Origin of the sequence: Lampropedia cohaerens (assembly GCF_001005215.1) — a bacterium.
Classification (GTDB): domain Bacteria; phylum Pseudomonadota; class Gammaproteobacteria; order Burkholderiales; family Burkholderiaceae_C; genus Lampropedia; species Lampropedia cohaerens.
This window is the reverse complement of record NZ_LBNQ01000033.1, coordinates 89816-110356: the sequence shown is the minus strand read 5'-3', so window position 1 is coordinate 110356 and position 20541 is coordinate 89816. Positions and strand designations below refer to the sequence as shown.

Annotated in this window: 21 protein-coding genes; 12 read left to right on the top strand and 9 right to left on the bottom strand. The window is 62.6% G+C overall.

Annotation, left to right across the window (positions count from 1 at the left end; translation table 11 throughout):
- Positions 1–16 precede the first annotated feature (16 nt).
- The 6 genes from phoB to pstS form a co-directional block, all read right to left on the bottom strand.
- A complete protein-coding gene (gene phoB / locus AAV94_RS10970) occupies positions 17–733 on the bottom strand; it encodes a phosphate regulon transcriptional regulator PhoB (RefSeq protein ID WP_046742283.1) in 717 nt (238 codons plus the stop codon).
- A 19-nt stretch (positions 734–752) separates the two neighbouring features.
- Entirely contained in the window at positions 753–1454 is a 702-nt protein-coding gene (gene phoU / locus AAV94_RS10965) for a phosphate signaling complex protein PhoU (protein WP_046742386.1), read from the bottom strand.
- Between the two features lie 71 nt (positions 1455–1525).
- Complete coding sequence (gene pstB, locus AAV94_RS10960) at positions 1526–2308, bottom strand: phosphate ABC transporter ATP-binding protein PstB (protein ID WP_046742282.1); 783 nt, start codon at positions 2306–2308, stop codon at positions 1526–1528.
- Positions 2309–2386: 78 nt separating this feature from the next.
- Positions 2387–3283: a phosphate ABC transporter permease PstA gene (gene pstA, locus AAV94_RS10955; protein WP_046742281.1), complete on the bottom strand. Its 897-nt coding sequence runs from the start codon at positions 3281–3283 to the stop codon at positions 2387–2389.
- Positions 3280–4296 carry a phosphate ABC transporter permease subunit PstC gene (pstC, locus tag AAV94_RS10950; RefSeq protein WP_084824877.1) on the bottom strand — a complete coding sequence of 339 codons (1017 nt, stop codon included), beginning with the start codon at positions 4294–4296 and terminating at the stop codon, positions 3280–3282. The genes pstA and pstC overlap by 4 nt, the downstream gene beginning before the upstream one ends.
- A gap of 338 nt (positions 4297–4634) precedes the next feature.
- Positions 4635–5672: a phosphate ABC transporter substrate-binding protein PstS gene (gene pstS, locus AAV94_RS10945; protein ID WP_046742280.1), complete on the bottom strand. Its 1038-nt coding sequence runs from the start codon at positions 5670–5672 to the stop codon at positions 4635–4637.
- A 228-nt stretch (positions 5673–5900) separates the two neighbouring features.
- Here pstS and AAV94_RS10940 point away from each other — a divergent pair, with 228 nt between their 5' ends.
- From AAV94_RS10940 to fdx, 8 genes are all read left to right on the top strand, one after another.
- Positions 5901–6878 (top strand): bile acid:sodium symporter family protein, encoded by a 978-nt coding sequence (locus tag AAV94_RS10940; protein WP_046742279.1) that lies wholly within the window; start codon positions 5901–5903, stop codon positions 6876–6878.
- Positions 6879–7409: 531 nt separating this feature from the next.
- Positions 7410–7946, top strand: a complete 537-nt coding sequence (gene iscR / locus AAV94_RS10935; RefSeq protein WP_046742278.1) for a Fe-S cluster assembly transcriptional regulator IscR — start codon at positions 7410–7412, stop codon at positions 7944–7946.
- 67 nt (positions 7947–8013) lie between these two features.
- The gene (locus AAV94_RS10930; RefSeq protein ID WP_046742277.1) at positions 8014–9228 is read left to right on the top strand and encodes an IscS subfamily cysteine desulfurase; all 1215 of its coding nucleotides are present in this window, start codon (positions 8014–8016) and stop codon (positions 9226–9228) included.
- Positions 9229–9336: 108 nt separating this feature from the next.
- Complete coding sequence (gene iscU, locus AAV94_RS10925) at positions 9337–9732, top strand: Fe-S cluster assembly scaffold IscU (RefSeq protein ID WP_046742276.1); 396 nt, start codon at positions 9337–9339, stop codon at positions 9730–9732.
- A gap of 45 nt (positions 9733–9777) precedes the next feature.
- Positions 9778–10101: an iron-sulfur cluster assembly protein IscA gene (gene iscA / locus AAV94_RS10920; protein WP_046742275.1), complete on the top strand. Its 324-nt coding sequence runs from the start codon at positions 9778–9780 to the stop codon at positions 10099–10101.
- Between the two features lie 84 nt (positions 10102–10185).
- Positions 10186–10710, top strand: coding sequence for a Fe-S protein assembly co-chaperone HscB (hscB, locus tag AAV94_RS10915; RefSeq protein WP_046742274.1), 525 nt, complete (start codon positions 10186–10188; stop codon positions 10708–10710).
- Positions 10711–10778: 68 nt separating this feature from the next.
- Positions 10779–12653 carry a Fe-S protein assembly chaperone HscA gene (gene hscA, locus AAV94_RS10910; protein ID WP_046742273.1) on the top strand — a complete coding sequence of 625 codons (1875 nt, stop codon included), beginning with the start codon at positions 10779–10781 and terminating at the stop codon, positions 12651–12653.
- Positions 12654–12711: 58 nt separating this feature from the next.
- Positions 12712–13050, top strand: coding sequence for an ISC system 2Fe-2S type ferredoxin (fdx, locus tag AAV94_RS10905; RefSeq protein WP_046742272.1), 339 nt, complete (start codon positions 12712–12714; stop codon positions 13048–13050).
- A gap of 27 nt (positions 13051–13077) precedes the next feature.
- On the opposite strand, the gene AAV94_RS10900 is transcribed toward fdx, so the two are convergent.
- Entirely contained in the window at positions 13078–14613 is a 1536-nt protein-coding gene (locus tag AAV94_RS10900; RefSeq protein WP_231731363.1) for an NAD(P)H-hydrate dehydratase, read from the bottom strand.
- A gap of 37 nt (positions 14614–14650) precedes the next feature.
- On the opposite strand from AAV94_RS10900, the gene AAV94_RS10895 reads away from it, so the two are divergent.
- From AAV94_RS10895 to pdxH, 3 genes are read left to right on the top strand one after another with little or no spacing between them, the layout of a single operon-like run.
- Positions 14651–15211 (top strand): YggT family protein, encoded by a 561-nt coding sequence (locus AAV94_RS10895; protein WP_046742271.1) that lies wholly within the window; start codon positions 14651–14653, stop codon positions 15209–15211.
- A gap of 46 nt (positions 15212–15257) precedes the next feature.
- Positions 15258–15674, top strand: coding sequence for a lactoylglutathione lyase (gloA, locus tag AAV94_RS10890; RefSeq protein ID WP_046742270.1), 417 nt, complete (start codon positions 15258–15260; stop codon positions 15672–15674).
- Positions 15671–16339, top strand: a complete 669-nt coding sequence (gene pdxH / locus AAV94_RS10885) for a pyridoxamine 5'-phosphate oxidase (RefSeq protein ID WP_046742269.1) — start codon at positions 15671–15673, stop codon at positions 16337–16339. Before gloA ends, pdxH begins: the two co-directional genes overlap by 4 nt.
- Positions 16340–16348: 9 nt before the next feature.
- On the opposite strand, the gene cls is transcribed toward pdxH, so the two are convergent.
- Both cls and tadA read right to left on the bottom strand, forming a co-directional pair.
- A complete protein-coding gene (cls, locus tag AAV94_RS10880; RefSeq protein WP_046742268.1) occupies positions 16349–17791 on the bottom strand; it encodes a cardiolipin synthase in 1443 nt (480 codons plus the stop codon).
- Positions 17781–19082 carry a tRNA adenosine(34) deaminase TadA gene (tadA, locus tag AAV94_RS14415; protein WP_052755015.1) on the bottom strand — a complete coding sequence of 434 codons (1302 nt, stop codon included), beginning with the start codon at positions 19080–19082 and terminating at the stop codon, positions 17781–17783. The genes cls and tadA overlap by 11 nt, the downstream gene beginning before the upstream one ends.
- A 151-nt stretch (positions 19083–19233) precedes the next feature.
- On the opposite strand from tadA, the gene AAV94_RS10870 reads away from it, so the two are divergent.
- Positions 19234–20538, top strand: coding sequence for a mechanosensitive ion channel family protein (locus tag AAV94_RS10870; protein ID WP_046742267.1), 1305 nt, complete (start codon positions 19234–19236; stop codon positions 20536–20538).
- Positions 20539–20541 lie beyond the last annotated feature (3 nt).

Sequence of the window (20541 nt, the reverse complement as noted above, 5' to 3'; positions counted from 1 at the left end):
AGCGCTCTTGGTCGCGTTACTGCTTGGCCATCGGCGCTGGTGCGCTGGTTGGGTTGGCCGTGAAGCGGTAGCCTACGCCACGCACCGTTTCGACCATGTTGCCAGCGGTAGTCAGGGCTTCGCGCAGGCGTTTGATGTGAACGTCTACGGTGCGCTCCTCAATGAAGACGTGGTCGCCCCAGACCTTGTCCAGCAAGGACGAGCGCGTATGCACACGCTCGGGGTTCTGCATCAGGAAGTTCAGCAGCTTGAACTCGGTGGGGCCCATCTTCAGTGGCTGACCTGACAGCAGTACCCGGTGGGAGGCATTGTCCAGATGCAGGTTGCCGATCTGCACCGCCTCGCCAGCCTGATCAGGTGCGCGCCGGCGCAGCACGGCCCGGATGCGCGCCAGCATTTCCTGAATGGAAAAAGGCTTGGTCAGGTAGTCATCCGCCCCCGCATCCAGCCCCGCCACCTTGTCGGGCTCATCGCCACGCGCCGTCAACATCAGGATGGGCACGGCCCTGGTGCGCGGGTGGCTGCGCCAGCGCCGCGCCAGCACGAGGCCGCTGTGGCCGGGCAACATCCAGTCCAGCAAGATGACGTCCGGCAGCACGGCATCCAGTTCACGCTGTGCGGCTTCGCCATCCTCGACGCACACGGGCGCATATCCATAATGGCGGAGGTTGATGGCGATCAGCTCGCTGATGTCGCGCTCATCTTCCACCACCAAGACGCGGGGTCCACTCATAGTTCGCTGCCTGCCCTGCTTATTGCAATACGTTCTCGACGTTCTCGACCGACGTGTGGCGCACGTCCTTGCCCTTGACCATGAACACGATCAGCTCGGCCAGGTTCTTGGAGTGATCGCCGATGCGTTCGATCGACTTGGCAAGAAACAGCAGTTCCATGCTGACCGAGATCTTGCGCGGATCCTCCATCATGTAGGTCACCAGCTTGCGCGTATACCCCTCGAACTCGCGGTCGATGGCGTCATCCTGCTTGAGGATGTCCACGACATTGCTGACATCTCGGCGCGCAAAGGCATCCAGCGCGCGTCGCAGCTGCGCGGCGGCGAGCTCGCCGGAGTACTTCAAGTCATAGATCGGAATGCTGCGGGAATGCTGCGTATCGATGATGGTCTTGATCATCCGCCCCATCTTGTTGGCCTCGTCGCCGATGCGCTCCAGGTTGGCCGTAGCCTTGGAGATGGCCAACAGCATGCGCAGATCCTTGGCGGTCGGCTGGCGCGTGGCGATGATGGTGGAGAGATCGGCATCAAGCTCGACATCCAGGGCGTTGACACGATCTTCCAGCCGCTCGATCAACGAGACGGCGTGCGCATCGTAATTGGCAATGGCGTCGATCGCGTACTTGATCTGCGACTCGACCAGCCCGCCCATCTCCATGATGCGTGCAGAGATGTTGTTGAGCTCAGCCTCAAATTGTGACGAAGAATGTTGATCAGGCACGGAAACCTCCAGATGGTTCAATCAGGACAAAGCCCTTGGACAAGCGGGGACGTACTCGCAGACACGCGCCATCAGCCGAAGCGGCCCGTGATGTAGTCTTCCGTTTCCTTGCGCTGCGGCTTGACGAACAGCTCCTTGGTCGGGCCGAACTCCATCAGATCGCCCAGATACATGTACGCCGTGTAATCGCTGCAGCGCGCAGCCTGCTGCATGTTGTGGGTCACGATCACGACGGTGTACTCGTCCTTGAGCTCCTCGATCAGCTCCTCGATCTTGCTGGTCGAGAGCGGATCGAGCGCCGAGCAGGGTTCATCGAGCAGCAGCACTTCCGGCATCAGCGCGATGCCGCGGGCAATGCACAGGCGCTGCTGCTGGCCGCCGGAGAGGCCGGAGCCAGTTTGCTGCAACTTGTCCTTGACCTCATTCCACAACGCGGCCTTGCGCAGGGCGCTTTCCACGCGATCATCCATTTCGGACTTGGAGAGCTTCTCGAACAGGCGCACGCCAAAGGCCACGTTGTCATAGACCGACATCGGAAATGGCGTGGGCTTCTGGAACACCATGCCCACGCGCGCGCGCACCAATGCCACGTCCAGATCCTTGGACAGCAGGTTCTGCCCGTCGAGCATGATCTCGCCTTCGGCGCGCTGCTCCGGATACAGCTCGAACATGCGGTTGAAGGTGCGCAGCAGTGTCGACTTGCCACAGCCCGATGGCCCGATGAACGCCGTGACCTTCTTCTCGGGAATGGTCATAGTGATGTTCTTGAGCGCATGGAACTTGCCGTAGTAGAAGTTCAGATTGTTGACCGCGATCTTGGCGGGCTCCTGAGGAGCGATCATTGCAGTGGCCATGATGGAAATCCTTGAGTACGAATTACGTGGGAGTACGGGGCAGCGCTGCCTGTGCTGGCGCGCCCCCGCCTCTGGAAATCAGACTTTCTGCCGTGTGAAGTAACGCGCCAGGATGTTCAAACCCAGCACGGCGACGGTAATGATGAACACCCCTGCCCAGGCCAGTTCCTGCCAGTTCTGGTAAGGGCTCATGGCAAACTGGAAGATCACGACGGGCAGGCTGGACATCGGCTGCGACATGTCTGTGCTCCAGAACTGGTTGTTCAGTGCGGTAAACAGCAGCGGCGCTGTTTCGCCGGAAATACGCGCCACCGCCAGCAAAATGCCGGTAATCACGCCCGACTTGGCTGCGCGCATGGTCACCATGGCAATGACCTTCCACTTGGGCGTGCCCAGCGCATAGGCGGCCTCGCGCAGGCTGTTGGGCACCAGCATCAGCATGTTCTCGGTCGTGCGCAGCACCACCGGAATCACGATCAGCCCCAGTGCTGCCGCACCGGCATAACCGGAAAAGCTCTTGAACTGCGCGACGATGATGGCGTAGATGAACAGACCAATGACGATACTGGGAGCCGACAGCAGGATGTCATTGACAAAACGCGTGACAGAAGCCAGCCATCCCTTCGGGTTGAACTCGGCAAGACTGATGCCCGCAAGGATGCCGATGGGCGTAGCAACCAATGTTGCCAGCAGCACCATCATGAACGAACCATACAGCGCATTGGCCAGCCCGCCGACGGCGTTGGGCGCGGGCGTGGACTGCGTGAAAATCGCGCCGCTGAGCCCGCCTACGCCCAGGCGAATCGTCTCCCACAGAATCCACAGCAGCCAGAACACACCGAAGGCCATGGCCGCCAGCGCCAGCGAGATCGCAACCACATTGACACGCTTGCGGCTGCGGAACATGGCCAGCCGGTCGGCTTCACTACCCTTGCGTACGAAAGGCTTGGCAGCATTGGCAGATGGCTGACTCATGATTTCTTCCCTTCACCCTTTTGCAGCTGCAGCAGCATCAGTTTCGACAAGGCCAGCACCACGAAGGTGATGAAAAACAGCAGCAGCCCCAGATAGAACAACGACGCCTGATGCAGGCCCGGGCCTGCCTCAGCGAACTCGTTGGCGAGCGTAGCGGTAATACTCGTAGCAGGGTCAAACAGCGAGGTGGACAGCTGGGCCACGTTGCCGATGACGAACGTCACGGCCATGGTCTCTCCCAGCGCGCGCCCCAGCCCCAGCATGATGCCGCCGACCACACCCGCCTTGGTATAGGGCAGCACCACTTTCCACATCACCTCCCAAGTCGTCGAGCCCAGTCCATAGGCCGACTCCTTCAGCAGTGGCGGTGTGACGTCAAACACGTCGCGCATGACCGAAGCGATGTACGGGATGATCATGATCGCCAGGATGATGCCTGCTGGCAGCACGCCAATGCCCATGGGCACGCCGCTGACCAGCGCCCCCAGCACCGGCACATCGCCGAACACGGCCTGCAACGGCCGTTGGAAGTACTGAACCAGAATCGGGCCGAACACCATCAGCCCCCACATGCCATAGACGATCGAAGGCACTGCCGCCAGCAGCTCAATGGCCGTACCCAACGGACGCTTGAGCCAGGCTGGCGAGAGCTCCGTCAGGAAAAGGGCGATACCAAAGCTCACGGGCACTGCGATCAGCAGCGCAATGAGCGAGGTCGCCAGCGTGCCGTACACCATTGGCAAACCGCCGTACAGATCCATCACCGGATCCCACTGCGAATTGAAGATGAAGCCAACGCCAAACTCCCGAATGGAAGGCCAGGCGGAGATGAACAGCGAGATCATGATTCCGACCAGCAGCCCCAGCGTCAGCACGGCGGCTCCGCGCGCCAGCACACCAAAGATGATGTCGGGAATCTTGTTGAACTTGCGCTCGGGCGGGCCGTTGGGACTGGGCTTGTCAGTCACCACGCGCGGCCTCGCCGGCGGCTTGATGGGAGATTGAACGGTCATTGCGTCAGACACGACATTTCCTTCGAAGTTTGCAATGCTAGGCGGTTTCGAGACGCTTCCAGGCGATTTGAAGGCATTTGTTCCGTAAAAAAAGCCAAGACAGCACCTTCATCCGCAATACTGCGGCCATTGCATCGCCACAGCATGGGCCAATATCGGTGCTTCTCGGCCTTATCAGCGTTGCCACATTCCCGCCGTGCAGGAAAGTCAGCGCAGCATTGCTGTCGTTCGCCGTTATGCTGCACGCCAGCAAACTGGCAGAGTACTTCGTGCGGCGCGCCGACCGCTTGCCTGTAAGCAGAAGCCGTCGGAGCGCCGCAGCTGCGAATGACCGCCGGTTACTTCCAGATAGGATTGCCGGAAGCATCCTTGATGGCGCTTGCCCACATGGCGCGAATGCTGTCCTTGACCCCGGCGGGCAGCGCCACGTAGTCCAGATCGGAAGCTGCCTGGTCCCCATTGGTGTAGGCCCAGTCAAAGAACTTCAGCACGGCAGCACCCTTTTGCGGATTGTCCTGCTTGGCATGCATCAGGATGTAGGTTGCGGACGATATCGGCCAGGCCTGCGCACCGGGCTTGTTGTTCAGGATCTGATAGAAGGTGTTCTGCCAATCGGCGCCTGCGGCGGCTGCCTTGAAGGCCTCCTCGCTCGGATGCACGAACTGGCCATCGCGGTTTTGCATCTGCGCGTAGGCGATGTTGTTTTGCTTCGCATAGGCGTATTCCACATAGCCGATCGACGAAGGCAGACGGCTCACGAACGCAGCCACGCCTTCGTTGCCCTTGCCGCCGGCGCCCGTCGGCCACTTGACAGCGGTACCCTCCCCGACCTCGCTCTTCCACTCTGCGCTGATCTGGCTCAGGTAATTGGTAAAGCCAAAGGTCGTGCCCGAACCATCGGCGCGGCGCACCACAGCAATCAGATCCGAAGGCAGGTTCAGGTCAGGATTGAGGGCCTTGATGGCCTCGTCATCCCAGTTGGTGATCTTGCCCAGGTAAATGTTTGCCAGCACCTCGCCGGACAGACGCAGCTCACCAGGCTTGATGCCCTGGATGTTGACCACAGGCACAATACCGCCCACCACGGTGGGGAACTGCACCAGGCCCTTTTCCTTGAGGACTTCATCCGTGAGCGGCATATCCGAAGCGCCGAAATCGACGGTCTCGGCCTCAATCTGGCGCAGACCAGCGCCCGATCCCACGGACTGGTAGTTGATGCGGATGTTGGTGGCAGCGTTATAGTCAGCAGCCCACTTGGAATAGATGGGAGCGGGGAAGCTCGCGCCAGCGCCGTTGATGTCCTGCGCCGTTGCAGCGGTGACAGCCGAGAACGCCAGCACAGAAGCGGCAACAGCACGGAAAACAAACTTGTTCATCGAGATCCTCTTTTCAGGTTGGTGGAACGAACATGCTGCAATGTATGAGGCTTTTATGACAGTCCTATGACATAAACATGCCCTGTCGGCAGAAATTCGACGCGATGCCATTGCAGCCGTTACGCGCGCGCCGCACACTCCATCCAAAACGGCGACAATTCTGCCTGCCCTGGCCGCTCGAGAGCGCAGCCCCCGTTCCGCCACCTTAGCCTCACCTCCGTTTCTTCCATGGCCTCCTTTCGCCTGCGCCGCTTCATCGACCCTTTTCTCTTCATCCTGCTCGGCACGGTGCTGCTGGCGACGCTGCTGCCCGCGCGCGAGCGCGCGGCAGACTTCTTCCAATGGTTGACCTATCTGGCCATTGCATTGCTTTTCTTCATGCATGGCGCCAAGCTGTCGCGCCAGCAGGTCATCGCCGGCATCAGCCACTGGCGCCTGCACCTGTTGATCTTCAGCTGCACCTTCATCCTGTTTCCGCTGCTGGGGCTGCTGCTGCGGCCACTGATCACCCCCCTTGTTGGACCCCAGCTATACCTAGGCGTGCTCTACCTGTGCGCACTGCCGGCCACGGTGCAGTCGGCCATCGCCTTCACCTCGCTGGCGCGCGGCAACATTCCTGCGGCCATCTGCAGCGCAGCGGCTTCCAGTCTCATCGGCATTTTTCTCACACCGCTACTGGTGCTATGGCTGATGGGAGCAAGCAGCGACCAGGCCACCAACACTACCGAGGCGATCCAGAAAATCGTCGTGCAACTGCTCATCCCGTTCATCGCAGGGCAGCTTGCCCGTCGCTGGATTGGCGAGTGGGTAGCTCGTAACCGCGCATGGCTCAAGAACGTCGATCAGACATCTATTGTGCTGGTGGTCTACACGGCGTTCAGCCAAGCCGTCAACGAAGGGCTCTGGACACAGGTGCCACTGGCCAATCTGGTGGGGCTGGTCTTCGTGTGCTGCCTGATCCTGGCCATCGTGCTGGCTGTCGTATGGTTTGTCGCCAAAGTCCTGGGCTTTAACCTCGAAGACCGCATCACGATTCTTTTTGGCGCCTCCAAGAAGAGTCTGGCCACGGGCGTGCCTATGGCACAGGTGCTTTTTGCCGGTGGCGCCATTGGCATCATGCTGCTTCCCATCATGCTGTTTCACCAGATCCAGCTCATGGTGTGTGCGGTCATGGCACAGCGTTTTTCCCAGCGGGAACACGATTAAGGCCACAAACGTTGTTTGTTTCGTTTATATCTGGCGCCGGTTGGCCAGAACGCGCACATGGTTTCACTTCAAGCCGTGCTTGGCAGAGACAATGTGCGGTCTCGCGGCGATTGGGAAGGTTGACGCCGCGGCGCGCACTGACACCGCATGACAGTGCCGCGCCCGATTCGCAAGGGCGCTGAAAGGCATGGATTTGATGCCGCTCCTTCCGCCCCCGACGCATTCCAGCCATTTCTTGCATCGCAACCCAGTGCTGACAGCGCCAGGGAACTTCGTGCGCGCACGCCGGTCAACCCGTCGCCGACATGCAAAAGTGCCTGAAAAATCAAGCAGTTATTACCCGACAATTTTGATAAGGATTGTGCTATACTTCGGGGTAAATACTGTATCTCAACGGCATGGAAACGATGGCGTCAGACTTGGTCTGCCCAGATTGTTCCAATAGCCTGTGATGCAAGGTGAGGTCGGCGCCCGTGCAGTCGACCACTGGTCGGCAGGGCTTCTGTCAAACCAACGGAAAGGAACCACGCCATGCGATTGACGACAAAAGGACGTTTTGCGGTCACTGCAATGATTGATCTGGCGCTGCGCGAAGGCAGCGGCCCGGTCACGCTTGCGGCCATCAGCCAGCGGCAGCAGATCTCGCTGTCCTACCTGGAGCAGCTCTTTGGCAAGCTGCGTCGCCATCAGCTGGTCGAGTCCACCCGAGGTCCAGGCGGTGGCTACACGCTGGCGCGCAAGGCCGAGGACATCACGGTTGCCGACATCATCGTCTCCGTGGACGAGCCGATTGATGCCACCCATTGCGGCGGCAAGGAAAACTGCCTTGGCGAAGGCCAGCGCTGCATGACGCACGACCTCTGGACTGCCCTGAACCAGCGTATGGTGGAGTTTCTGGACTCCGTCACGCTCAAGAAACTAGTTGATGAGCAGATTGCCAAGGGCGTTCAGATCGAGGAGCGCTCACCCGCGCGCCGCACGATCTCGTCCGCACCCGTGGTCAAGCCCATTCGCGTCAATGCCCCCAATTCGGTGTTCGCACTTGGCGGCGCCCTGGTCAAGTCCTGATCCCCTGCAACCGCGTCTCGCATCGAGACACTTGACGGCGGCAGTTTTCTAATAACGAAATCCCACCATGACTCCACATTTTCCGATTTACCTCGATTACGGCGCCACCACGCCAGTTGACCCCCGCGTGGTGGATGCCATGATCCCATGGTTGCGTGAGCATTTTGGCAATCCCGCTTCGCGCAGTCACGCATGGGGCTGGGAGGCAGAAGAAGCTGTCGAGAAAGCGCGCAAGCAGGTGGCCGATCTGGTCGGTGCGGACCCACGGGAGATTGTCTGGACCAGCGGTGCAACCGAGTCCGACAACCTCGCCATCAAGGGCGCTGGCCACTTCTACAAGGGCAAGGGCAAGCATCTAATTACCGTCAAGACCGAGCACAAGGCGGTGCTTGACACCATGCGCGAAATGGAGCGTCAGGGCTTTGAAGTCACGTATCTCGACGTGATGGAGAACGGTCTGCTGGACCTGAATGTGCTGGAAGCGGCCATCCGTCCGGATACCACGTTGATTTCTGTCATGGCGGTCAACAACGAAATCGGCGTTATCCAGGATCTGGAATCCATTGGCCGTATGTGCCGTGAACGTGGCATCGTTTTTCACGTCGATGCCGCGCAGGCCACCGGGAAGATTCACATTGACCTCAGCACGCTGCCGGTCGACCTGATGAGCCTGGCCTCGCACAAGACCTACGGCCCCAAGGGCATTGGTGCGCTGTATGTGCGCCGCAAGCCGCGCGTGCGCATTGAGGCACAGATGCACGGCGGCGGTCACGAGCGCGGCATGCGCTCGGGCACCCTGCCTACGCACCAGATCGTTGGCATGGGCGAAGCCTACCGCATCGCCCGTGAGGAGATGGACAAGGACTACGCCCATGCCGCACGCCTGCAAAAGCGCCTGCTGGACGGCCTCAGCGACATCGAACAGGTCTTCATCAATGGCGACCTGGAGCGGCGCGTGCCGCACAACTTGAACATCAGCTTCAACTATGTCGAGGGCGAATCGCTGATCATGGGGATCAAGGGCATTGCGGTGTCCTCCGGTTCTGCCTGCACCTCCGCCAGCCTGGAGCCCAGCTACGTGCTGCGAGCACTGGGCCGCAGCGACGAGCTGGCGCACAGCAGTCTGCGCATGACGCTGGGCCGATTTACGACCGATGAGGAAGTGGATTACGCGATCAAGACCATTCGCGAGAACGTTGCGCGCCTGCGCGAGTTGAGCCCGCTTTGGGAGATGTACAAGGATGGCATCGACATCAGCACCATTCAATGGGCGGCGCACTGATCGGTGCGTGGTCTTGTACCTGCCGCGGCAGGCCCCGTTCTTCTGGTGTGCGCCAGCCGTTGAAAATAGCTGCTTCGCGCATAGATAATCCGTTAAAAGGAGTGCATCATGGCTTACTCTGAAAAAGTAATCGACCATTACGAGAACCCCCGCAATGTTGGCTCGTTCGACAAAGGCGACACCACGGTTGGCACTGGCATGGTCGGCGCGCCGGCCTGCGGCGACGTGATGAAGCTGCAGATCAAAGTCAATCCACAGACCGGCATCATTGAGGACGCCCGGTTCAAGACCTACGGCTGTGGTTCGGCCATTGCCTCGTCGTCGCTGGTGACCGAATGGGTCAAGGGCAAAACGCTGGATGAAGCGGCCGCGCTCAAGAACAGCGTTATTGCCGAGGAACTGGCACTGCCCCCCGTGAAGGTTCACTGCTCCATCCTGGCCGAAGACGCCATCAAGGCAGCGGTCGAGGATTATCGCAGCAAGCAGCAGGCCCAGGCTGCCTGAGGCACCTGCTCCATGACTTCTGTTTCGCCAAGCAATCGCGCAACCATGGCCATTACCCTGACTGAAGCTGCGGCACGCCACGTCAACCGCTACCTCACCCGTCGCGGCAAAGGCATTGGCGTGCGGCTGGGCGTCAAGACCACGGGCTGTTCCGGGCTTGCCTACAAGCTCGAATACGTCGATGCGCCGCAGGAAGGTGACATCACCTTTGAGAATCACGGCGTCAAGCTGATGGTCGATCCCAAGAGCCTTGCCTACCTGGACGGCACGGAGCTCGACTTCGTGCGTGAAGGCCTCAACGAGGGCTTCCGATTCAATAATCCCAACGAACGCGATCGCTGCGGCTGCGGCGAAAGCTTTCGCGTCTGAGCGGGCCGGCATTGCGCCGGCCGGCGCCCTTGCCGTTAACGCCGCCTTCTGAACTGAACTGTTTCAGGGCGGCTTTGTCTTGCCATGCAGCTTCAATCCGATGACTTTGAACTTCTGGGCCTGCCCCGGCAGTTTGCGCAGGATCCTGACGTTCTAACTTCCCAGTGGAAGACCTTGCAGCGGCAGGTGCACCCGGACCGCTTTGCCAATGGCACCCAGGCCGAGAAGCGCCTGGCCATGCAATGGTCGGCACGCATCAACGAGGCCTACCGTCGCCTGCTGCAGCCGCTGAGCCGCGCCACATATCTGTGCGAGCTGGCCGGCCATCCCATCGGGGCGGAAGACAATACCGCCATGCCCCGGCAGTTTTTGATGCAGCAGATGCAGTGGCTGGAAGCACTGGACGACGCCGAGGACGAAGCCGCAATCGCGCCCATTGAGCAGGAGGTGATGCAGGCACTGGCAGCCACCATCGAGGCGACCGCGGCCGCGTTGGATCGTGATCACGACTATCCCGCCGCCGTATCCCATGTGCGCGCATGGATGTTCCTTGAGCGGTTCATGCAGCGCGTGAAGGCGCGGCGCCAGCAGTTGTCTGCCGGCCTCTGAGGGCGGCGACGGCCTCTGTCAATCTGAATACGTTGGCCTGTCAAGGTCCAACCTGGAGAGTTTTTCCCATGGCCCTGATGCAAATCGCTGAACCCGACCAGAGTCTGGATCCGCACCAGTTCAAGCTGGCTGTCGGTATCGACCTGGGCACCACGCATTCTCTGGTGGCCGCCTTGCGCAATGGCGTGCCGGAGTGCCTGCCGGATGCACACGGCCGCGTGCTGCTGCCCTCTGCCGTCCACTACCGGGCATCCGGCAGTCCCGCGATCGGCTATGCTGCACTGGAAGCGGCCGCCGTCGATCCGGCCAATACCATCGTGTCAGCCAAGCGCCTGATCGGGCGTGGCTTGAGCGACATCGCGCACAGCGCCCAGCTGCCCTACTCCATCGTTGAACAACAGGGCGAGGACGGCCGCATTCACCTGGCCGTGCAGACGGCAGCCGGCGCCAAGACGCCCGTGGAGGTCAGCGCCGAGATTCTCGCCACCCTGCGCCAGCGCGCCGAAGACAGTTTCAATGCCGACCTTTACGGGGCGGTAGTGACAGTGCCCGCCTATTTCGATGACGCGCAGCGCCAGGCCACCAAGGACGCCATCCGGCTGGCAGGCATCAACCTGCTGCGCCTGATCAACGAACCCACCGCGGCCGCCATCGCCTACGGACTGGATCAGGGCGCAGAAGGCATCTACGTCGTCTATGACCTTGGGGGAGGCACGTTCGACGCGTCGATCCTGCGGCTGACCAAGGGCGTTTTCGAGGTCATTGCCACGGGCGGTGATTCCGCGCTGGGGGGTGACGACATTGATGCCCTGCTGGTGCAGTGGGCCTGCGTGCAGGTGAACGCCACACCCGCCTCGAGTCAGGAGAAATCGCAGGCGCGCAACGCCGCGCGCAGCGCCAAGGAGCAGCTCAGTAGCCAGGAGCAGGCGGAGTTTCCCGTCACCTGGGGCGCTCAGGCCCGCACGCTGATCCTTACCCGCACGGAATTGGCTCGCGTGGCCAAGCCGCTGATTGACCGCACGCTGCAGTCGGTGGCGCGCACCCTGGCGGATGCGGCGCTGACAGTCGACCAGGTACAAGGCGTGGTCATGGTGGGCGGCTCCACGCGCCTGCTGGCCGTGCAGCAGTCCGTTGAGGCCTTCTTCGGGCGCAAGCCACTGACCAACGTCCACCCGGACGAGGTGGTTGCGCTGGGGGCAGCCATCCAGGCCAACCAACTGGCCGGCAACAGCCGCCGTGAGGACGATGTGCTGCTGCTGGATGTGGTGCCGCTATCGCTAGGCATTGAAATCATGGGTGGGATGACCGAGCGCATCATCCACCGCAACGAGACCATTCCCACCGCCAAGGCGCAGGACTTCACGACCTACCAGGATGGGCAGACCGCGCTGGCCATCCACGTCGTGCAGGGCGAACGCGACATGGTTGCCGACAACCGCAGTCTGGCGCGCTTCGAACTGCGCGGCATTCCGCCCATGGCAGCCGGCGCGGCGCGCATCCGCGTGACCTTCACCGTCGATGCAGATGGTCTGCTCAGCGTATCCGCCCGCGAGCTCACCTCGGGCGTCGAGGCCAGCGTGCAGGTCAAACCCACCTACGGACTGCCCGACGCGGAAATCGAACGGATGTTGCGCGAGAGCTTCTCGACAGCCGAGGCGGACATGCAGGCGCGCGCGCTGGCGGAGGCCCGCGTCGATGCGGAGCGGCTGGTGCTCGCTACCCGCTCGGCTATGGCACAGGATGCCGACCTGCTCGACGCTGACGAGCGCGCAACAATCGAAGCGGCCATCGCCGAGGTACTGGCCCGGGTTGCCGATGGTACGCCCGCCCAGATCGAAGCCGCAGCGCACGCACTGGCCCACGCCACGGAGAGATTTGCCGCCGCGCGCATGAACCGCAGCATCCAGCAGGCACTGGCCGGCAAGGATATCCATTCCGTCTGAGAATCCGTTCAGGGGCTGACACTCCGCCCCTCTTCCCCACGAATAATCGCCCGTCACCATGCCAAAAATCACCGTTCTTCCCCATGCCGAGCTCGCCCCCGAAGGTGTCGAGATCGAGGTGCCTGCCGGCACGTCAGTCTGTGAAGCCCTGCTGGAGAACGGCATCCCCATTGAACACGCCTGCGAGATGGTATGCGCCTGCACCACCTGCCACGTCATCGTGCGCAAGGGCTATGCCTCGCTCAACGAGCCCGAGGAGCAAGAGGAGGACATGCTGGACAAGGCTTGGGGGCTGGAGCCGCAGTCGCGCCTGAGCTGTCAGGCCATCGTCGCGCAGGAAGACCTGACAGTGGAAATTCCGAAGTACTCGATCAACCACGCCAAGGAAAACCATTGACCGCACTCATTGGCCAGGCCAGAAACGTCAGCGCCACGTTGCTAGGCAGTCTGCCAGCCACGCAGGCAGATCATCGGCCACCAGGCATGGCCCGCCGGCACGTGCCGCCGCGCCATGCAGCCACACACCGGCGCAGGCTGCCTCGAACGCAGGCATGCCCTGCGCCAGCAGGCCTGTGATGAGGCCAGCGAGCACGTCACCGCTGCCTGCCGTCGCCAACGATGGCGGTGCATTGGTGTTGATGGCAATGCGCCCATCCGGCGCAGCAATTACCGTATCGGCGCCCTTGAGCACGACGACCGCAGCCGCCTGATGCGCCGCCCGGCTCGCGCGCGCCAGTTTGCTGCCTTCTGTGCTGAACAGCCGCGCAAATTCGCCGTCATGCGGTGTCAACACTGTCTGGCCTCCTTGCGCGTGGCTGGCCGCAATGGCCGCAAACAGCGTCCGGGCCTGAGACGCGCTGGCCGTCAGCGCATCGGCATCAAGCACCAGATGGCGATGCTGTGCCAGTACGTCCAGCGCGGCATCGACCACCGTCTGTGACACCCCCGCACCTGGCCCGATCAACCAGGCATTGCGGCGCGCATCCTGCAGCAGTGCCTGCCAGTCCGTCCTGCGCGCCAAACGCTGCACCATGATGGATTCAAGCGCAGGCGCTACCGCCGGCCATGCAGCTGGCGGCGCGGCCACAGTGACAAGCCCTGCACCCACCCGCTGCGCCGCGCGCGCCGCCAGGCGCGCCGCACCTGTCATCTGCGCGCCCGCCAATATGGTTGCATGGCCACGGGTGTACTTGTGTCCCTGCAGGTGCGCGCGCGGCATGTGCGGCCACCACAGTCCGGGCGCGTTTTCCCAGGTCTGCACGCCAGTGGCACTCAGCACCTCGTCGGGGATGCCAATGTCAGCAACGACCAGTTCGCCGCACAGACTGCGCCCTGGCAGCAACCAGTGTCCGGGCTTGGCCCGGGCAAACGTCACCGTCACTGCTGCCGGCACCACCTTGCCAAGCGTCTGCCCCGTTGCGCCATCCAGTCCGCTTGGCACATCCACCGCACAGATCGGCATCCCCGCCTGCGCCGCCGCGTTCAGCCACTGCGCAGCCAGGCCTTCCAGGGCGCGCGTCAGGCCCGCGCCAAACAAGGCATCGATCACGAGGTCATGCGCCGGCACATCCAGCGGCACGCCCTGGCGCACCGGCCCTGGCCACTGACTGGCCGCCCAGCGGGCATCGCCTCGCAGTTGCGCTGGGCTGCCCAGCGCATACACCGTGACCGACCAGCCGTGCCTGGCCAGCCAAGCGGCCGCTATCCAGCCATCTCCGCCATTGTTGCCAGGCCCGCACAACACGGCAACGCGACAGGGCTGCCAGCGCCTGGCAACGACGCGCGCGACGGCTTCACCAGCGCGCTGCATCAAGCGGCTACCAGGAATGCCGGCCGCCATGGCGGCGCGATCAGCCTGCGCCATCTGCTGCGGCGTCAGCAGCAGCAACTTCTGTGGATTCGTTGGAAAATCGCGCCTGGCCGGCTGGCCGGCGCATGACGCATAGGTGGTGGTATTCACGACAATGCCTTGTCTACTCAGTTAATATGGCCGCACGATGTTCTATGAGATTTTCGCCTTCTTGCTGACGACACTGGTCGGTGTTCTGGTCAGCGCATGCCTGCTGCGGGTCTATCTGCAGGCCCAGCGGTTCAGCTTTGCCAATCCGCTGGGCCAGATGGTCATTTCGCTGACAGACTGGCTGGTACGGCCTGTGCGCCAGCGCGTACGTGCCAGCGGCCGCTGGGACTGGGTCACGCTGATGCTGGCCTACCTCCTGCTGCTGGCACAGTTCATCTTGCTGGCGCTTGCGGCACGCGCCACACACCTACTAGCGATCGCGCCGTTGCAGGCGCTGTTTGGCCTGCTCGCTGCCGCCCTCTGGCTCGCACTCATTGTGCTGCTGGTCGGCGTGGCACTGTCCTGGCTGATGCCGGGCCACTGGCTCCACGAGCTGTGCATGCGTCTGTGCCTGCCGCTGCTCGATCCCGTGCGGCGCATGCTGCCGGCCACCGGAGCCATCGATTTCGCGCCACTGATCGCCTCCCTGGTGCTGTACGTGCTGCTGATGATTTTGCGCCGCATCGAGGCGCAGCTGCTGATGTCGGCACTGGGGTAGCTTTTCGCCATTTCCCATCATTCGATACAACGATACACCCACTCCTATGCAATTTCTTCACACCATGATTCGCGTTGGCAACCTGCAGCGCTCCATCGACTTCTACACCAAGGTCCTCGGCATGGAGCTGCTGCGCACTTCAGAGAATCCCGAGTACCGGTATTCGCTGGCGTTTCTCGGCTATGGTGGTGGCAACCCGCATCAGGCCGAGCTGGAGCTGACCTACAACTGGGACACCGACCACTACGACCTGGGTTCTGGCTACGGCCATATCGCGCTTGGCGTACCCGACGTGTACGCTGCCTGTGAGCAAATCCGCCAGGCCGGCGGCAAGATCACGCGCGAGCCCGGCCCGGTCAAGGGGGGAACGACGGAGATCGCCTTCGTCGAAGACCCAGACGGCTACAAGATCGAGCTCATCCAGCGCGAAGACCTCTCGGCCCCCGGAGGTGGCCTGCGATGAGCGGTGATGCGCATGCACAAGGTCTGACCCTTGCTGCGATGCGGCGCAACTACACCCGTGGTGCGTTACTGGAGCAGGAGCTTCCCGCTTCGCCGGACATGCTGTTCGACGCGTGGCTGCAACAGGCGATGGATGAAAACCTGCCTGAACCGAACGCCATGACGCTGGCGACCGTCGGCAGCGACCTACGGCCCAGCACCCGCATCGTGCTGCTCAAGGGGCATGATGCAAACGGTCTTGTGTGGTTCACGAACTACCAGAGCCGCAAGGGTGTGGAGCTGGAGGGCAACCCGCACGCGGCGCTGCAGTTCCATTGGGTCACGCTGGAGCGCGTTGTGCGCGTTGAAGGGCTGGTGCACAAGGTCAGCGACGCCGAGAGCGACGCGTATTTCGCCCTGCGGCCACACGCTTCGCAGCTGGGCGCTTGGGCCAGCCCGCAAAGCCGCCCCGTCGCCAGCCGCGAAGCGCTTGATGCAGCATTTGCCGAGTTGGAGCGCCAGCACAATGATGGCCGCGCCCCGGCCCGCCCCCCGCACTGGGGAGGGTACCGTCTGGTGCCGCAGTACTGGGAGTTCTGGCAGGGGCGCACAGGTCGCCTGCATGACCGCATCACCTACCAGCGCCGCGACGACGGTAGCTGGCAGATCCAGCGCCTGGCGCCCTGAACGGTTGCTTCACAACATCGGCGAGAACAACCGTGCCGTGGCCTCGGCAATGCGGCTGTGAAAACGCAGCTGCCGCCGCTGCGGTACCTTGCGGGCCTCGCGCAAATCCACGGCAAATTGCTCAGCCAGATCTGCCGTGAATTCGGCGCCGTAATAGGCTACCCCCACCTCGAAGTTGAGGCGAAAGCTTCGCTGGTCGAAGTTAGCGGTGCCGATGAAGCCCAGGCTGTCGTCCACCACCAGCGTCTTCGAATGCAGCATGCGTGCCTTGTATTCCCAGACTGTCACGCCGGCCTCGCTGAGCTCCTCGAAATAGGACCGTGCGGCCAGCGTCACCAGCTTCGAATCCGACTCGCGCGGCACCAGCACCTGCACATCGACGCCGCGCAACGCTGCATTGGTCAGGGCCATCATGGCTGCCTCGCTGGGCACGAAGTAAGGCGTGGTCAGCAGCACGCGTCGCTCGGCCTGGTTGATGGCCTCGATATAGGCACGGTGGATCGGCTCATTGGGATTGTCCGGCCCCGAGGTGAAGATCTGCACTTCGTGCGGTCCGGCCTCGCTCACCAGCAGGTAACGCGCCAGATCCGGCACGCACTGCGCCATCGGGAGATTGTTGGCGTACGCCCAATCCTGCAGAAAGACGAACTGCATCCAGAACGCCGGGTTGCCCTGCAGCCGCACGTGCACGTCGTGGTAACCGTCCGGCGTCAGCCGCAAGTCCTCCTCGTCGGTGATGTTGACACCGCCGGTAAATCCCACTACACCGTCACAGATGACCAGCTTACGGTGCGTGCGATAGTTGATCACCGGTCGCCAGCGACGCCCCAGCTCGGCATCGTGAAACCGCGCGAAGTGTCCACCTGCCTCGATCAACGGCTGCACGAATGCGTTGCGCAGCCGCTTGGAGCCCAGCGCATCCACCAGCAGGCGTACCTCCACGCCCTGCCTGGCCTTTTCGATCAGCAGATCGCGCAGACGGGTGCCGGTGTGATCGGGCTCGAAGATGTAGTACTCCAGATGGATGTGGCGCTCTGCCGCGGCAACATCGGCCATGATGGCGTCGAACGTTGCCGCGCCACTGCGCAACAGCGTGGCCGATTGCGCAGTGCAAGGCAGGATGCCGGTCGCGGCAACCCCAAGCCTGGCCATCTGGCGCAGATGCACGGGCAGGTTGCGCGTGCGCTGCTTGAGCGCCTCCAGATCGGCGCTCACGTGATTGGCCAGATGGTCGCTCAGACGCCGCAGACGCTGCTTGTGCAGGCGTTTGGGCCCGAAAAAATAGAAGATGACAAAGCCGATGTAGGGCAGAAAGGCCAGCGTCAGGATCCAGCTGAGGGTGGCTTCCGGCGCGCGCTTTTGCAGCAGCACCCAGATCGCCAGCAATGCCACATACACGGCCCAGGCCACGGCCAGGAAGACGGCCAGCGGGCCAGACAGGTCAAAGGGCATCACGACTTTCGGTGATTTGCAAAAAGTGCTGCCGCAGTGCTGCGGCATACGCTTCGGGATGGGTAACGGCCTGCGTGGTATGGAGTGCCAAGGTAGTGACCGGCACCATAGTCGAGGCGAACCTCTGCCTGGCTGCGCGCAGCTCTGCCGCCAGGCCCTCCGCGGCCCAGCAGGCCGCGTGCCCCGCATCCGGAAATGGCGCTACCGCGTCGGCAAGCGCCTGCGCCAGCGCAGGGAAACGGTCCGGCTGGCCCGATGCATCGCCCCTCAACGGGTGCAAATGCTGCAGCAGCGCATCCGGCCAAGCCTTGCGCTGCAACAGACCTGCAGGTGCGGGCCATTGCGGCGCATCGCCATCGGCCAGCGCAATCACTCCGGCGACCTTGCCAGTGCTGGCTTCCCCCAACGCAAGCGCCAGGCCCATGGCGTGCTGCGGCACGACCACGACCGCCTCGCCAACCTCAAGCGCTTGCGTCACCCCGTGCAGGATGGCCACATGGCGCGCCACGGTGTGCCACCTGGCCTTCTTGGGCTTGTCACTGCGCCCCCAACCTGGCAGGTCTGGCGCCGCCACCGGCACCCCAAGCCGATGCAGCTGCTCCAGCACGGGCTGCCACCACGCTGACCAGTGCCACAGCGGATGCAGCAGCAACAACGCGTGCCTGCTCGACAGCCTTGCCGCCGCACCCGTTTGCACGTGGACACGCAATCCCTGGGCAGCTGACAGCCGGGAGAAATAGGCGCCCGCTGCAGGACAGCCCTGCAGCGACCGCTCAGGCGTTCGCAACGCCGTATCGACCAATGGTTGATGGACTGCGGCCTGCTCCACGCGCCGGCTTTGAAAGAACTCGGCCAGCAGCTGCGCGCACTCCTGTGCGAGCACGCCAGCGCACACCTGCGTGTGATGGTTGAGGACGTGATTGGCAAACAGGTCGACCACCGATCCTGCCGCACCAGTCTTGGGCTCGCGGGCGCCGTAGACCACGCGGGCCAGCCGGGCCTGAAAAATTGCACCGCTGCACATGGCACACGGCTCCAGCGTGACATACAGCGTGGCACCGCACAGTCGGTGATTGCCCAGCAGCGCTGCGCCTTCACGCAAGACGAGCATTTCGGCATGCGCCGTCGGATCGCCCAGCGTGCGGGTGCGATTGCCCGCGCGTGCGACCACCTGCCCATCGGCCACCAGCACGGCACCCACGGGCACCTCGCCGAGTGCCGCAGCGTGGCGCGCCTGCGACTGCGCTTCGCGCATCCAGCGGACATCTTCGGGGTGGTCTGCAACGAGCATACAGGCAAATGTGGCAAGCAGCGTGCATTATTCAATGCCCTGCCCTGGGACTTTGTGTCAGCTTGCCATAGAAACTGAGGCATGCGCCTAGAATCAGCCGCATTTTTCCGTGAACCGGGCAGCGCATCCTGCCCAAGCAACAAGGAAAGACATGGATTGGCTGAGTCATTATTTCAACGATCAGAGTGAATTCATCCAGATGGCCATCGGCCTGGCGGTGCTGGCGGTGCTGGCATTTGTGGCTCGCTACCTCGTGGCCACCATGCTCCAGCGTCTGCTGGGCAGAGTGCGCGACCATGTCGGCAACCGCTTCACTCGCACGCTGCTGGACCCGCGCGTGCTCGAACGCGCCGCACGCATTGTGCCGTCGCTGGTGGTTCAGCTGGGCATTGGCCTGGTGCCATTCCTGCCGACCACGCCAATGCTGGTCATCCGCAATGTCGCATTTGCGCTGACCATCCTGCATGGGGTGCGCACGGTCACCATGCTGTTTTCGGTGATGGTCGAGCGCAGTCTGGAGCATGACGCGCAGCATCGCGCGATGGCACTGAAGAGTGTCACGCAACTGCTGGCCATCTTGCTGTATTGCGGCGCTGCCATCGTCATCATCGCCACGCTAATCGGCCGCTCGCCCGTCGTCGTGCTCTCCAGCCTCGGAGCGCTGTCGGCCGTGCTGATGCTGGTGTTCAAGGACACGATTCTCTCCTTCACCGCAGGAATTCTGATCTCGTCCAACGACATGCTGCGCCCGGGCGACTGGATCACCATGCCGCAGGCGGGCGCCGATGGTGACGTCGTTGACATTTCGCTGCACACCATCAAGGTCCAGAACTTCGACCACACCATCACCACCATTCCGACCTGGAAGCTGGTCTCCGAGAGCTACAAAAACTGGCGCGGCATGACCGAATCCGGCGGCCGTCGCATCAAGCGCGCCATCCTCATCGACGCCAGCACCGTGCGGTTTCTCACGCCCGCAGAGATCGACAAGCTCAGCCATATCGCACTGATTCGCGACTACCTGCAGCACAAGGCGCAGGATGTTGCGCAGACCAACGCCCAGGTGGCCCAGCGGCTCGGCCCGCTCGGCAGCGAGCCGGTCAACCAGCGTCGCCTGACCAACCTGGGCACGCTGCGCGCATATGCGCAGGCCTATCTGGAGACACACCCTGCCATCCACAAGCAGATGACCATCATGGCCAGGCTGATGGATCCCTCGCCAACAGGCATTCCACTGGAGCTCTACTGCTTCACCAATACCACGGCCTGGGCAGCCTACGAAGGCATTCAGGGCGACATCTTCGAGCATTTGCTGGCATTTCTGCCGGAGCTGGGGCTGCGCACGTTCCAGGCCCCCGCTGGGGCCGACATGCGCGCCTTACTCGAAAATCTCCAGCACGGCGGTAGCCCCGCTTCACTGCCCGCCCCCCACTCTGCGCAGGCGGCCGGGCATTAGGGC